At 41.1% G+C, this 13,341-nt stretch carries 15 protein-coding genes; 10 read left to right on the top strand and 5 right to left on the bottom strand.

Annotation, left to right across the window (positions count from 1 at the left end; all coding sequences use genetic code 11):
- Window positions 1-171 (bottom strand): hypothetical protein (locus IPP74_14470; protein ID MBL0320476.1); only part of this gene is annotated, 171 nt, incomplete at its 3' end.
- Between the two features lie 7 nt (window positions 172-178).
- Window positions 179-403 (bottom strand): hypothetical protein, encoded by a 225-nt coding sequence (locus IPP74_14465; protein MBL0320475.1) that lies wholly within the window; start codon window positions 401-403, stop codon window positions 179-181.
- Window positions 404-672: 269 nt separating this feature from the next.
- Here IPP74_14465 and terL point away from each other — a divergent pair, with 269 nt between their 5' ends.
- The 3 genes from terL to IPP74_14450 are packed head-to-tail and all read left to right on the top strand — an operon-like array spanning window position 673 to window position 4,533.
- Window positions 673-2,244, top strand: coding sequence for a phage terminase large subunit (gene terL, locus IPP74_14460; GenBank protein MBL0320474.1), 1,572 nt, complete (start codon window positions 673-675; stop codon window positions 2,242-2,244).
- 4 nt (window positions 2,245-2,248) lie between these two features.
- Window positions 2,249-3,808 (top strand): DUF1073 domain-containing protein, encoded by a 1,560-nt coding sequence (locus tag IPP74_14455; GenBank protein MBL0320473.1) that lies wholly within the window; start codon window positions 2,249-2,251, stop codon window positions 3,806-3,808.
- A gap of 2 nt (window positions 3,809-3,810) precedes the next feature.
- Window positions 3,811-4,533 (top strand): minor capsid protein, encoded by a 723-nt coding sequence (locus IPP74_14450; GenBank protein MBL0320472.1) that lies wholly within the window; start codon window positions 3,811-3,813, stop codon window positions 4,531-4,533.
- 36 nt (window positions 4,534-4,569) lie between these two features.
- On the opposite strand, the gene IPP74_14445 is transcribed toward IPP74_14450, so the two are convergent.
- Both IPP74_14445 and IPP74_14440 read right to left on the bottom strand, forming a co-directional pair.
- On the bottom strand, window positions 4,570-4,785 hold the full coding sequence (locus IPP74_14445) for a hypothetical protein (protein MBL0320471.1): 216 nt from the start codon (window positions 4,783-4,785) through the stop codon (window positions 4,570-4,572).
- Entirely contained in the window at window positions 4,778-5,407 is a 630-nt protein-coding gene (locus tag IPP74_14440) for an AAA family ATPase (GenBank protein ID MBL0320470.1), read from the bottom strand. Before IPP74_14440 ends, IPP74_14445 begins: the two co-directional genes overlap by 8 nt.
- A 164-nt stretch (window positions 5,408-5,571) precedes the next feature.
- Here IPP74_14440 and IPP74_14435 point away from each other — a divergent pair, with 164 nt between their 5' ends.
- Window positions 5,572-5,970 (top strand): hypothetical protein, encoded by a 399-nt coding sequence (locus IPP74_14435; GenBank protein ID MBL0320469.1) that lies wholly within the window; start codon window positions 5,572-5,574, stop codon window positions 5,968-5,970.
- 14 nt (window positions 5,971-5,984) lie between these two features.
- Here the strand turns inward: IPP74_14435 and IPP74_14430 are convergent, their stop codons facing one another.
- Window positions 5,985-6,404 carry a hypothetical protein gene (locus IPP74_14430; GenBank protein MBL0320468.1) on the bottom strand — a complete coding sequence of 140 codons (420 nt, stop codon included), beginning with the start codon at window positions 6,402-6,404 and terminating at the stop codon, window positions 5,985-5,987.
- Between the two features lie 85 nt (window positions 6,405-6,489).
- Between IPP74_14430 and IPP74_14425 the strand changes: the two genes are divergently transcribed.
- The 6 genes from IPP74_14425 (at window position 6,490) to IPP74_14400 (ending at window position 13,340) form a co-directional block, all read left to right on the top strand.
- A complete protein-coding gene (locus IPP74_14425; GenBank protein MBL0320467.1) occupies window positions 6,490-9,960 on the top strand; it encodes a hypothetical protein in 3,471 nt (1,156 codons plus the stop codon).
- Entirely contained in the window at window positions 9,961-10,437 is a 477-nt protein-coding gene (locus IPP74_14420; protein ID MBL0320466.1) for a hypothetical protein, read from the top strand. It begins immediately after the preceding gene.
- Window positions 10,438-10,890 (top strand): hypothetical protein, encoded by a 453-nt coding sequence (locus IPP74_14415; GenBank protein MBL0320465.1) that lies wholly within the window; start codon window positions 10,438-10,440, stop codon window positions 10,888-10,890.
- A gap of 2 nt (window positions 10,891-10,892) precedes the next feature.
- Window positions 10,893-11,306 carry a hypothetical protein gene (locus IPP74_14410; GenBank protein ID MBL0320464.1) on the top strand — a complete coding sequence of 138 codons (414 nt, stop codon included), beginning with the start codon at window positions 10,893-10,895 and terminating at the stop codon, window positions 11,304-11,306.
- A gap of 223 nt (window positions 11,307-11,529) precedes the next feature.
- Window positions 11,530-12,822, top strand: a complete 1,293-nt coding sequence (locus IPP74_14405) for a DUF2213 domain-containing protein (protein ID MBL0320463.1) — start codon at window positions 11,530-11,532, stop codon at window positions 12,820-12,822.
- The gene (locus IPP74_14400; protein ID MBL0320462.1) at window positions 12,822-13,340 is read left to right on the top strand and encodes a hypothetical protein; all 519 of its coding nucleotides are present in this window, start codon (window positions 12,822-12,824) and stop codon (window positions 13,338-13,340) included. The genes IPP74_14405 and IPP74_14400 overlap by 1 nt, the downstream gene beginning before the upstream one ends.
- Window position 13,341: the final 1 nt, after the last annotated feature.

Here is a 13,341-nt window from a genome sequence, read left to right as displayed (position 1 = left end):
AATCTTCTTTAATTTATTTATACAATTTATTAAATATGATTCATCCATTTCTTTTATAAAAACAGCTTTGTCGTATGTATTTTTTGTCCAACTTTCTATATCAAAATTATCCTCAATCCAATCACAATCATCTAAATCATATCCATCTATATCATTTGTAAAATCGCTCATTAACTTATTACACCCCACTTCTGTTAATTAAAACACATAGCGCCCTTCGATGAGGTTCTGGCATATAATCAAGTAAATATTCAGCGTTTTCATCAAAGATTTCATCTTCTATTTCTTTTATGCTACAGCCATAATGTTTTGCTATTGAGCCAAGCACTTCAAATTGAGTTTCTGAGTCAAATGCAGATAGTATATTTCTGTTTTTTTGCCCTGCGGGTGTTTGTTTATACATTCTCTTAATCTCCTAAAAATGATCTCACTATTTAACTTACAATAATAGTATAGCGTAACGATATTAGTTTGTCAAGTAGTTTCTGAAAAATTTTTAACTGTCAATGAAATTATTTCCCGGCGGGAAATCGCGGGAAATAATTTGTTTCGCCGCTGTTTCCAATTTGGAAATAACTAGAGTGCCTGGTACTCCTACATTATGGCTAACCAATTTATCAGGTTATAACCCAATAAACACTTTTTGATTAATGAGCAAATTCAAAAAAGCATTTGCTCACACAAAATAAATTCATTATGTGTTATAATAATTTAATGTCATCTCTAATAGACTTTTCAGAAGAAGAATATCTTGCTATTGAGCGAGAATATTGCACAAAACGATTAATCAATTTCGTAGAACGCGCGTGGCCGATTATTGAGCCGGGCGCTGAATTTCTAAACGGTTGGGCAATTGGCGCTATCTGCGAACATTATCAAGCTATAACGGAGGGTCAAATAAGGCGATTACTTGTCACTGTCCCCACGGGGATGTCTAAAAGTACCATCAGTCAAATCATGTTCCCCGCTTGGGAATGGGGGCCCCGCAATCTGCCGCATCTTAGAATTATCAGCGCTAGTTTTGAAATCGGTAATGCGCTTCGAGATAACCGCAAAACCAGGCTTATCATTGAGTCTGAATGGTATCAAAAGCTTTGGCCGTTAAAACTGACTACAGACCAAAACACCAAGGGCTATTTTGAGAACGAGTATAGAGGGTTTAGGCAATGCGTGGCCGTCGATTCATCAACCGGTAAGCGAGGCGATCGCTTTAATTGGGATGACCCTATCAGCGTAAAAGATGCTAAAAGCCCGGTGGAGCTGGCAAACGCTAAATTCACATTTAATCGCGTTATCCCCACCCGACTCAATAATCAAATGAAGTCTACCATCTCTATTATGATGCAGCGCGTGGGTAAAGGTGATGTAGCAGATTTAGCTATTGAGCAAGGTTATACACATTTAATGTTACCGATGGAGTTCGAATCTAAACGTAAATGCTTTACTTGTATCGGCTTTGAAGACCCGCGCACCGAAGAAAAGGAATTACTTTTCCCTGAGCTATTCCCAAGAGAAGCTGTAGAAGAGTTGAAGATTGCGCTAGGAATAGACGGTTATGACTCCCAAATGCAGCAGCGTCCAAACCCAGAAGGGGGCGGCATCATCAAAACCAAATATTTTGGGTTATATGAAAAATTGCCGGACATTTTGTATCGTGAAATTTATTCAGATACAGCAATGAAATCGGGCGAGCATAACGACTATTCAGTATTTCAATGTTGGGGAAAAGGAGCTAACGGCCGCATTTATTTAATTGCACAAATAAGGGGCAAATGGGAAGCGCCAGAGCTTAAACGTCGTGCGATAGAGTTTTGGGTCCAAGAATTACAGCGGGACCCAAAAACGTATGGGACTTTGCGCAGGATGAACGTAGAAGATAAAGCCAGCGGAACGGGTCTTATTCAAAGTGTATCTATAGAGGGCCGCATTCCTATTTTCCCTATTAAAGAAGATGATAAAAGAACCACCGAATCGAGAAATAAGTCCCGAGAAGATTCGCATCAAACCCGAGTAGCTCGAGATAAATATACGCGAGTTTGTTCTATTACGCCTATAATTGAGGCGGGCATGGTATACTTAGAGAAAGATTCACCCATCCTTTTTGAATTTTTCGAAGAATGTGAATCGTTTACGGCCGATGATACGCACCCCCATGACGACCAAGTTGATACCATGGTGTATGCAATAAACGGCATGATTGCACAAAATATAACCCCATGGTGGCAACAAGTGTTAGGAGCATAATAGCATGGCAAAGAAATCTATCAGAATGCCAATCGCAATAAACAATCAGCAAAAATCTTGGGCTGCATCATTGGTCAAAGATGTTTTGAAAGAAACGCAACTTTCAGGAAAAGCTTTTGACGCTTTCGTAAATCCGGTCTTGAGCCTAGGCCAAGGCGGCGGAAACGCATTAGGAGCTGGATATTTCATCAATACAGTCACGCAAAATTTTAATTGGTTAAAGCTTAGGGCAATGTACGAAAGCAACTGGTTAGCCCGTAGACTGGTTGAAATGCAAGCAGAAGATATGACGCGAGAGGGGATAGAAATAAAAAACACTTCTGATCCGACGGATATTCAAAAAATAATGACTGCCTGGTCAGAATTAGGGCTTCAAAAAAAACTGTTTGAAACTATTGCAATGGCAAGGCTATACGGGGGTGCGATCGCAGTCATAGACATAGACGGTCAACTTCTTTCTACGCCGCTCGATTTAAAGACAATTCGAAAAGGGCAATTTAAAGGGCTGAAAGTATTAGATAGGTGGCAATTGTGGCCCTCTACTGAAGATTATGATGAATTAGACAATAAGCCAAACTATTATACCGTATTAGCGCCATATGATTGGGATATGAAATTTCCTGATCCAAAAGCGTTTGCTCAATTAGAAAGATATAAAAGCGATGTTACTATACATCGGTCCCGTGTCATTAGATGTGACGGTGACTACCTGCCTTTTATTGACTTTTTGCAAAACCAACGGTGGTATGGCTCTATTTTAATTGGCGCGATGGATGTAATAACCAATTACTTGACTGCATCTGCGGCTTTAGCATCTGCTGCTTATAAATCATCTTTTCGTGTGGTTAAAATAGACAATATGTACGAGGTTTTAAATCAAGGCACTAATGGTCAGGCAGCGAACAATCTTATGGGGTTTGTTCAAGCCATGAAACTGACGGAAAGCACAGAGAATGTGACCGTTTTAAGTTCAAATGACACAATAGAGATACTAAATTATGACTTAAATGGTTTATTAGCCGCGATGGGGAAATATGAAAACCAACTTTTCTCATTGAGTGGCACCCCCGCTACTAAATTCTTAGGCGAAACAGCTAAAGGGCTGAATGCAACAGGAACCGAAGAAACCCGACTCTATTATGACAAAGTGAAAAATGAACAAGAAAATATACGGCCTGATATGCAAAAACTGCTTAATGTTGTTTATGTTTCGACATTAGGCGAACAACCTCCGGAAGATTTAAGCTTTGATTATGTGCCCTTATGGCAAATAGACCAAATGCAAAAAGCTACTATCGCAAAACAAGCGACTGATTCGGTCACCGAAGCATTTACAGCAGGCATAGTTAATAAAGCCATGGCGCTTAAAGAGCTTAAACAAAGCTCTGACGAAACAGGATTATGGAGTAATATTGATGACGAAGAGATAACCGAAGCTGAAAAAGAAGACGAAGCGCCGCCTGAGCCTACTACCCCATTAGTTGCGCCAAAGATTAGCGCTAATACTACGATGCCTAATCCTAAGCCGATGCAAGCAAAAGAGATTAGTGTTGCGAGCACTTAAAAATGGTTGATAAGTCTCCTTGGCAATATTCTAAGACTCAGGAAAATAAATATGCTCGTCAATTACGCAAAGTAGCACAGCATTCGGGCGCTATCATTGCAGCACATGTTAATGATGATGGAGAACTAGAAGACATTTCGAGCATGATGTATGCGGCTAAATTATATTCAGACGCTTTAGAGCCATGGGCTAATCGGGTAGCAATGGCTATGATTAAGGGGGTGGCAAAAACTAATGAACGCGCATGGCAAAAGCAATCTAAAATTATTGGGCGACAACTTACTAATGTGCTGTCTAATTCCAATATTTCACCCACAATTGAGGCTTTGCGACAAGAAAACGTTAAGCTTATAAAGAGCATTCCGACCGAGGCAGCGGAAAGGGCTAGTAAGCTATCCCAAGAAGCTGTGACCACCGGTGCGCGCGCGGATGAGATCGCAGCCCAGATTGCCTCTAGCACGCATGTTACACAGTCTAGAGCGACCTTAATTGCTAGGACAGAAATAGCAAAAAGCAATGCCAATATCATTCAAGCTCGTGCTGAACTAGTGGGCGCTAACAGCTATATTTGGCGCACCATGGAAGATGGCGCAGTTAGAGAGTCCCATGCTGAAATGGCTAACCTAACGTTCGACTTTGATGACCCACCTGAAGTTGGCGATGAAGGAAATCATGGACCCGGAGAATTTCCGAATTGCCGCTGTTACGCGGAGCCAATCATTTAAAATATAATTTATACACATATGCGCATATACGCATAATCACATGTGTTCAGGTGCATATTTGCTTATATACTCATTGACTGCATTCTTAACCAAAGTGGTTACATTGGTTTCTAAATACATAGCCGCCATCTTAATTTTATTATGCATTTTCTTTTCCAGAATAATGTTCATTCTTATAATCTTTGTGTCTTTTTGTACTGATGCAATGGCTTTTTCTATTCTGGATGATTTACCGATAGTTAATTCACTCATTTATGAACTCCTTAAGCTCTACTATTATTTTTCTGATTTCATTAGCGGCTTCTTGGGCCACTTCATTCATAACAGTGCGTCCCGTTGCTGCTGTATTTGAATAAATGATGCGCTGAAATGTGCCGTTATCAAAGACACGTAAGCCATAATTCTTTAATACATCACGTATTTCTCTCCCTACTTTTGTGTGTGTAATCTGCCGACTAATGATAAAAGCCGCTTTTGGAAAACCATTATTGATTTCTTGCCGCGCTTTAATAACATCAACTAAACCCGCAGTAGCCCAAATATCATAGGGCGATGGTTGCACCGGGATTAAAATAATGTCCGAACATTTGATAGCAGATATAGCCATATTCTCTAATTGGGGTGCACCATCAATAATAATATACTCATAATTGGGGGTGAATAGCTTCATGTCCTTCTCTAGCGTTGGCCTATCTATTCCAACTACACCGATAAGCTCGGCATTCGCAGCCGAGTGCCAGTCTCGGGCACTCCCTTGTGGATCTGAATCGACGAGCAAAACTTTGTGTCCCGCTTCTTGCAACCCGCACGCCAGATTGATAGAAATAGTTGTTTTCCCAGCGCCACCTTTTTGGTTTAAAATGCTAATTATCATATTTTCCTACTTATATACATATATCCACATATAAGTATATGCGCATCAATCAAGTTAAGCAATAGATTTTGTATATAGACAGCAAATAATTTTGTAAGCATATGTTCCAAAATGGAACTTATGCTATAATTAATCTTTTTTAAATCTTAGAGGAAACAAATCGCATGAATATCAGTACATATGTTTTAGGCTTAGCTGAACTATTAGAAAAAGGCGCTTTAACTGTAGAAAATCTTAAGAAAGAAGATCACCCTATGCAAGTTATAGCGGCGAATATCTTAAGAAAAGCATTAAATAGCAGTGTCATGACTAGTGTAGCTGAAGATTTCCATGCTGCTTTTAATCAATTAGCTAATGAAAAACAAATGTTAACGGCAAAAGTGCAAGAACTTTTAGGTAAAGCTCCTGCAGAAGATAGCACAATGATAATTAAAGATAGAAGTGACGCAAATAAAGACCCATCGGCTGCCCCTGCTAATACAGATGAAACAGTAGTTGAAGCTGAGTCCGTTGCTCCAAATGATGAGCAGGTAGCGGATAATGTTCCACGTGAAACCAAATGATATGATAATGAGATCTACCAACTAAATAGCTTAATCACATTCATCGCATGCCGCACTGCATTTGCAGCTGCGGCTTGCTGTTTTTGCAAATCTATACCTTTTTCTTTTTCTCTTAATTTTGCCGCATCTGAACGTGTTCGTAGATGATGGGCGCTTTTGCGTATAACATTAGATACGGTTTTTTGACATAAACCTGTTTTTGCGGCAATTTTTTCTTGGCTCATACCTTCCAAATACGACTTGATGATATCTTCAATATGACCATCTGATAAAGATGGCGGCCCTCGTTTTACAAGCACCCCCGATTTCAGATTGTTTTCTGCACATACTTTGTACAATGTGGAGTATGGGATTTTAAAATAGAGAGCGGCTTGTTTAATGGTCATTTTCACTAGCGCTTTTCGTAAAATTCCTATATCTATTTTTTTACTCAATTCGTATCCTTAAATAAATAATACTAAATGCACATAGTAAATAAAATATATTATATATTACTTTTTATTTTTTACAAGCAATATTATGTCAAATCTAGATAATTTCGATAATTTATCCCCCATGACTACCGCATTTATTGATAGTGATAATAGCATCCAAGATTTGGAAGCTATTTTTACAAGTGGTGCTGTGGCGGTTACAGCTGTAGAAGCGGGTCCTATTGTCCCTATTGGAACTGCTACAACGCCCAAGTTTGATAATATCACTCCTTGGGTGGGAAAACTTATTAATCCTGATAACAACATATTGGATTTAGTACAGCTTTTAACAAGTGGAGCTATCCAAGTACAGGTTATTGGTGGTGGCGGGGGTGGAGGAGCTCCAACTACTGCAAGTTTTATAACTCAAACGAATGAATTATTGGCGTTGCCTAATTCAGTGGCTCTTTCTAATCTCTCCACAGGCTTACTTGCAAATACTACCGGCACTGGCGATTTAACGCCAGTTACCTTGACCGGTACAGCAAATCAGTTGTTAGTGTCCGGGGGTGATGGGTCATCAACTCCTACTTTTAGTATTTCTCCGACATTAGTTTTGCCCGGTACTTTAACAATGGGTGGCGTTGTAGATACAGCCGGATATAACGTAGGTAGTTCAACGGGGTATTTAAATCTAGCACCGAGCATTTCCGTTGATGTGTTATCACCATGGCTTGGAGTTACAGGCATACGCCGTTTTGCTGAAGGCACTAATAAGATTTTATTTGTAACTGGTGAACAACAATTTTTACCAGATAATACTATCCGAATGAGATTAACATCTTCAGGGATGCAATTAGGCAACACTGGTGCAACCATTAGTTCTTTTTCTGCAGACGGGACTCTGGGTGCAAATAGTGATTCTTTAGCGCCCACTCAAAAAGCCACCAAGACTTTTATTACCTCTAGCGAGGCTGTAATAAAAGGAGCTACTTATATCACAACTAACGATGAGAGTGCGATCTTGCCAAATTCAACTTCAACCTCAGGATTATCGAATGGTTTTGCCACGGTTTATTCCGGCGTATTAGGAACTCAATTATTAACCGGAACTGCCAATCAAGTTACTGTAGTCGGCGGTGATGCATCCTCTACCGCTGCCGTGTTTAGCTTACCCTCTACTTTAGTCACCCCCGGCTCTTTAAATGTAGGTACTACTTTTTCGATAGGCGGTACCGGTACAATCACAAGCATAACTACAAACCCAGCATCTGCATCTTCTACCGCTTTAATGCCCGCTAGCACAATTCAAGCGGCAATTTCCGCTGCGATTACTGCGGGCACTTCTTTCCGCGGCGGATGGGATGCATCTGGCGGGTTATACCCTACAACTGGTGGTAGTGGTGGCGCCGGGGCTGTGGCGGCGGGTGACTGGTGGTATATCACGGTCGCGGGAACTTTAAATACGAAACCCGTTAATGTGGGAGATCAGATTTTTGCATTAGTTGCCACTCCTGGTCAAACTGATGCAAATTGGTTGGCTGTAGGTGATCGAGTTACCAGCGTCTTTGGTAGAACGGGCGCAATAGTGGCTACATCGGGAGATTATTCTTTTAGCCTTATCTCTGGTACGGCTTCTGTTGGACAGGGTGGTACTGGCTTAACCGCAACAGGTTCTACAGGAAATATATTAACTTCATCTGGCGGTGTCTGGGTTAGTGCAGCTCCTATTATTACGAGCGTTTTTGGTAGAACCGGTATTGTTGTTGCTCAAACTAACGACTATTCTTTTTCTCAAATATCGGGTACGGCTGCAGTTTCACAAGGCGGTACTGGCTTAACAACGCCTGGCATTGCCGGAAATGTTTTAACCTCAGATGGCGCGGGAAATTGGACAAGCTCAGTCCCTCCGAGCGCTCCCGTATCTAGCGTTTTTGGACGCACAGGCGTTGTGGTTGCAACCAGTGGAGATTATTCTTTTAGTCTGATCTCAGGTACAGCAGCGGTGTCACAAGGTGGTACTGGTCTTACTGCAACGGGCGCTGACGGAAATGTTTTAACGGCATTAGGTGGGGTATGGGTAAGTAGCACGCCAACATCTGCCCCAGTATCAAGCGTATTTGGTAGAACAGGCGCAGTGACGGCACAAGCTGCTGACTATAGTTTTAGCTTAATCTCTGGTACAGCTGCAGCAAATCAGGGCGGTACTGGATTTACAACTTATACAAAAGGCGACATTATTCATGCGTCTGCAACCAACACGCTTGCGAAATTATTAATTGGTACAACTGGACAAGTTTTAACAGTATCGGGTGGTGATGCTGCTTGGTCAGATCCAATTATTGCCAGCGTCTTTGGACGCACGGGCATTATAGTTGCTACATCCGGCGATTATTCATTTAGTTTAATTTCTGGCACCGCTGCGGTCGGACAAGGCGGTACCGGATTAACATCCCCTGGAACATCGGGGAATGTACTTACATCAAATGGTACGGCATGGGTTAGTTCTGCATTACCTAGCGCACCCGTTACGAGCGTCTTTGGAAGAACCGGAATCATAACCGCTACCAGTGGGGATTATAGTTTTAGTCTGATTTCTGGTACCGCTATAGAAACTCAAGGTGGTACTAACCAAACGACTTATACTAAAGGCGATATACTACACGCTACAGCCGCCAATACATTATCTAAATTAGGCATAGGCACTACAGGACAGGTTTTAACGGTTGTTAGCGGTGATGTTGCATGGTCAACGCCAGCAGCTGTGCCCGTTTCTAGTGTTTTTGGCCGAACCGGTGCAGTAACGGCAACTTCTGGTGATTATAGCTTTAGTTTAATCGCGGGTACCGCTGTAGAGACACAAGGCGGCACAAATCAAACTACCTATACCAAAGGTGATCTATTACATGCAACTGCAGCAAATACCCTAGGGAAACTAGGTATTGGCTCTACAGGACAATTTTTAACTATAAGCTCAGGCGATGTTGTATGGTCTACAGCCACGATCCCCGCTACTGCCAGCTCTGCAGGTAAAATATTACGTTCAGACGGTACCAATTGGGCGGCATCGACTCCTACCTTTCCTAATACCGCCAATACTGGGAAGTTATTACGAGGCGATGGTACTAATTGGGTTGAAACAACAGCTCAATACCCAGATGCGGCTGGAACCACAGGCAATGTTCTTACTTCTGATGGCACAAACTGGATTAGCTCAGCCGCAACCGGGGGTGGTTTAACATTTAATACGGTGACCGCGTCAACGCAAGCCATGGCAGTAAATAACACCTACTATTCTACTTATGCCGGAACCTGCGTTATGACTTTGCCTTCTACTGCTGCGGTCGGTAGTCTTTTACAAGTCATTACAGATAGTAGCCATTTAATTCAGATTGCACAAAATGCAAGCCAATTAATCTATTGTGGATCTCAGAATGGAACATCTTTAGTAACTACGACAGGAACAGGTGGCTCAATTACCACTATATCACCCAATACTGTTATCACTATTATTTGCATAGTAGCTGATACCACATGGGAAGTATTGTACACTAATAACTCATTTACAGGCGTTTAGATGGCATTTAATCAAAATCAATTAGGCTCTAAAAGTTCATACGGCTATGCTGGCATGAATAGCGGTGATTGGAACGGAACAAATAACTTTAGCTTTGCAACTCCTCCGGGTGGCTTTAAAGAGGTGGCGGGTCTATCCATTGGCTTTACTCTAGCATCTCCTTCGCCTGATTTCTCGATGTCTACTGATGGCAGGCTTCAATATATCGGTATTAACACCCGTGTATTTTTATGCTCAGCAGCCTGCTATGCAAATCTTCTTTCCGGTTCGGTAGGGATGGTAATTCAAATTAGAAAAAATGGTACTGCGGTTACAGGAGCAGAATTTTATTCTTCTATTTCGTCTTCAATAATTCAAGATTATCCTATACCTCTTGCAACTAATGATTATATTTCAATTTTTGTAGCAACAGCAAGCGCGCAAACTGCGCACGTTATACAAGCTAATATTGCTGCGAATTATGTAGGAGATTCTTAAATGTCATTTATACAAAATATAACGGGTGGCGCTGCATCATATGGTGTAATTTATCTCACTAACAGTTTTACCGGTATAGCTTTTTCTTATACCACATCCTATAAAGAAATAACCGGATTAGCCGTTTCTTTTAATCTAGGGCCAACGGTACAAGATTTCGGAATGTCTACGGATGGTAGGCTTAAATATACCGGCACTGATACAAAATTATTCTCTGTAAGCAGTATATTGGGTAGCACTGGTACTAGTAATGTGCTTTCTTTACAGCTTTATAAAAATGGATCTGCTTTAACAGATTCACTAGTATGCGGCATAGAATCGCTCAGGATGTCTTACTATGAAGTTAGTCTATCTACAAATGACTACATCTCACTTTTTATAAAATCACAATCCGCATTTTCCGGCAATATTCGTATAGCCATGATTTCAGCTTGTTCAATTAATAGAGTATAGATATGTCATTTATTCAAAATCAAATAGGTTTAAAAGGTTCTGGTGGGTCGATATACATGAATAATGCAGCGGCTCCAATAACTGTTTCAGTTACCGCTTCATACCAAGAACTCACAAGCTTATCAACCAGCTTCTCGTTAGCCACCACTTCCCCAGATTTTGCGATGACGACCGATGGAAGACTTAAATACACAGGTATTATTACTAAAAATTTTGTAGTTAACGCAACCATTAATATTTCTACAGCTTCCACGGGTAGCAGTGCTATGCAAATATACAAAAACGGTAGCGCAACAGGTATTGAATGTTATGAAAGTGTCATTCCTTCATTATCGATACAAAAAGCACCTGTTTCTCTTGCAACTAATGACTATATCTCTATTTTTTTAAAGCATCATCAACTACAACAAGATTAGTTTCTTCCATAACATTATCCATTATCAGTATGAGTGAAGCATAAAATATACAAAACTGTTTCACGTAGAACATATCGCTAATCCATTAAATTAAGCTCTTCCTTTTGACCCACCCCAAAAAATGCAGTAAATAAAAATTATTTAATGAAATATATATTCTAATTGCACTTAGTAACAATATTCTATGGTCTAATTTAATAAGTTTAATGCTTATTTGAAGTCTATGGGTAAATTTTATTGCGAAACACAGCTTTCTGAGAGAATTTCTAAGACTCCAGAAGGGTTTTTGGTCTGTCATGACGTCCCCATAACCGTCGCGGGCGATATGTATTACTCGCCGGAAAGCTTTGATAGCGACATTAAGGCCAAGAATGGGCATGTGCGAGTGGCCAAAAAAATTGAAGACATCCATTCGGATGAAACCATACGTTCATTTGAAGGAAAACCTATCACTTTAGGACACCCCAAAAGCGAAGATGGTTTGGGCTTATTTGTGACTCCCGAAAATGCGCGCGAATTAACGCGCGGGGTAATCCAAAACGTGCGGCCGGGTAGCGGCAAAATGTTCGACAAGCTCCTAGCTGATTTTGTTATCACTGATAAAGAAGCGATTGACTTGGTCGAAAGTGGCTCCGTGCGTGAAGTAAGTTGTGGATATAACTATGAAGCAGCGAATGTTCATGACGGGTTTTTCGAGCAAACAAATATACGCGGCAATCATGTTGCGTTGGTCCCGCGGGGGCGAGCAGGTCCCCAGTGCGCAATTTTTGATAGTAAAGATGAGGATAAAAGTATGTCTTTAAAAGATAAGTTAAAAGATGCATTAAGCGTTTTTTCTAAAGCAATTGATGCGGTTCCGGATGAAGAACAAGATGATGAAATGGACGATGAAGAAGAGAGTGACGTAAGCAAAAAAGCCAAAGGGAAAAAAAAGCCTATGGCTGAAAAGGTTGCCAAGAAAGTGGCTAAATCGGCTGACGAATCTCCTATGGAACAAGCCATGGAAAACATGGCGTTTATGAATTTGGATGCACGAATTTCCACTATTGAGCAAATGCTTTCTGATTTAACGCAAAAATTTACAGCTGCCGTGTTGGGCAAAGCTGCTGATTTGCTTAATGCAAGCGAAGAAGCAGATGAGGGTGAAGCGACTGATGCCGCTGAGCCTGAAGTTACCTACGACGCAATAGTTATTTCTAATGCCGAGATTTTAGCGCCAGGAATTTCTAAGAAAGAAGCAAATTTACAAAGACGCGCCTTAGACGAATTTTATAAAACAGAAAGCGGGAAAAAGATTATCACGCCTTTATTGCATGGTAAATCTTTTGATGAAATAGATACGCATATGCTTTTTACTGCTTCGGCAACTTTGGTATCAGCTCAGCGTTCCAGTCAATTTAAGCAAACATCTGCTTATGATGCCGCGAACAAACAGCCTGACTTAACAAATATAGCAACGCTTAATAAAGCCAACGCAGATTTTTGGTCAAATAACAAAATAGGAGTCATTCACTAATGTCAGCTACACCTACCGCAATTCTTTATTCTGCAAATTCTGGTATCCCCGGTGATTTAAACGGCGTACCGGGAACAACAGTCGAATCTTGGGTTTTAAACGCTTCTACCCCTCCAACCGCATTTGGTGCACCCGTAAAGCGTGTCACTAACAGTGGAGTTACTACTATTTCCGCAATTGAAAGCGGTGATGATGCTACAGATTTCTACGGCATCTTAAGTAGATCTGCGCCAACAGTAGACGGAGGCACCACTATTGTTAACTCTGGCACCCCCAATCCCGGCACGGTTTCTGGTGTCGTAGTGGGTGGACCTGGTTACATATTAGTAGCTTGTACTATTGGTACGCCCGTCCGTGGCGGACCGGTTTATATGCGCGTAACTGCAGTGGGTCCCGCAGCGGTTGGCGATTTGGAGGCAACTTCTGCTAGTCCTAATAACGTTTTACTTCCTAATGTTGTTTGGGCAGTAGACGGTAAAGACTCAAGCAATACCACCGCAGTACGCGTTAATTCATAAC

The organism is Alphaproteobacteria bacterium (assembly GCA_016722515.1).
Classification (GTDB): Bacteria; Pseudomonadota; Alphaproteobacteria; order Rickettsiales; family JADKJE01; genus JADKJE01.
This window is presented reverse-complemented; position numbering and strand designations above follow the sequence as displayed.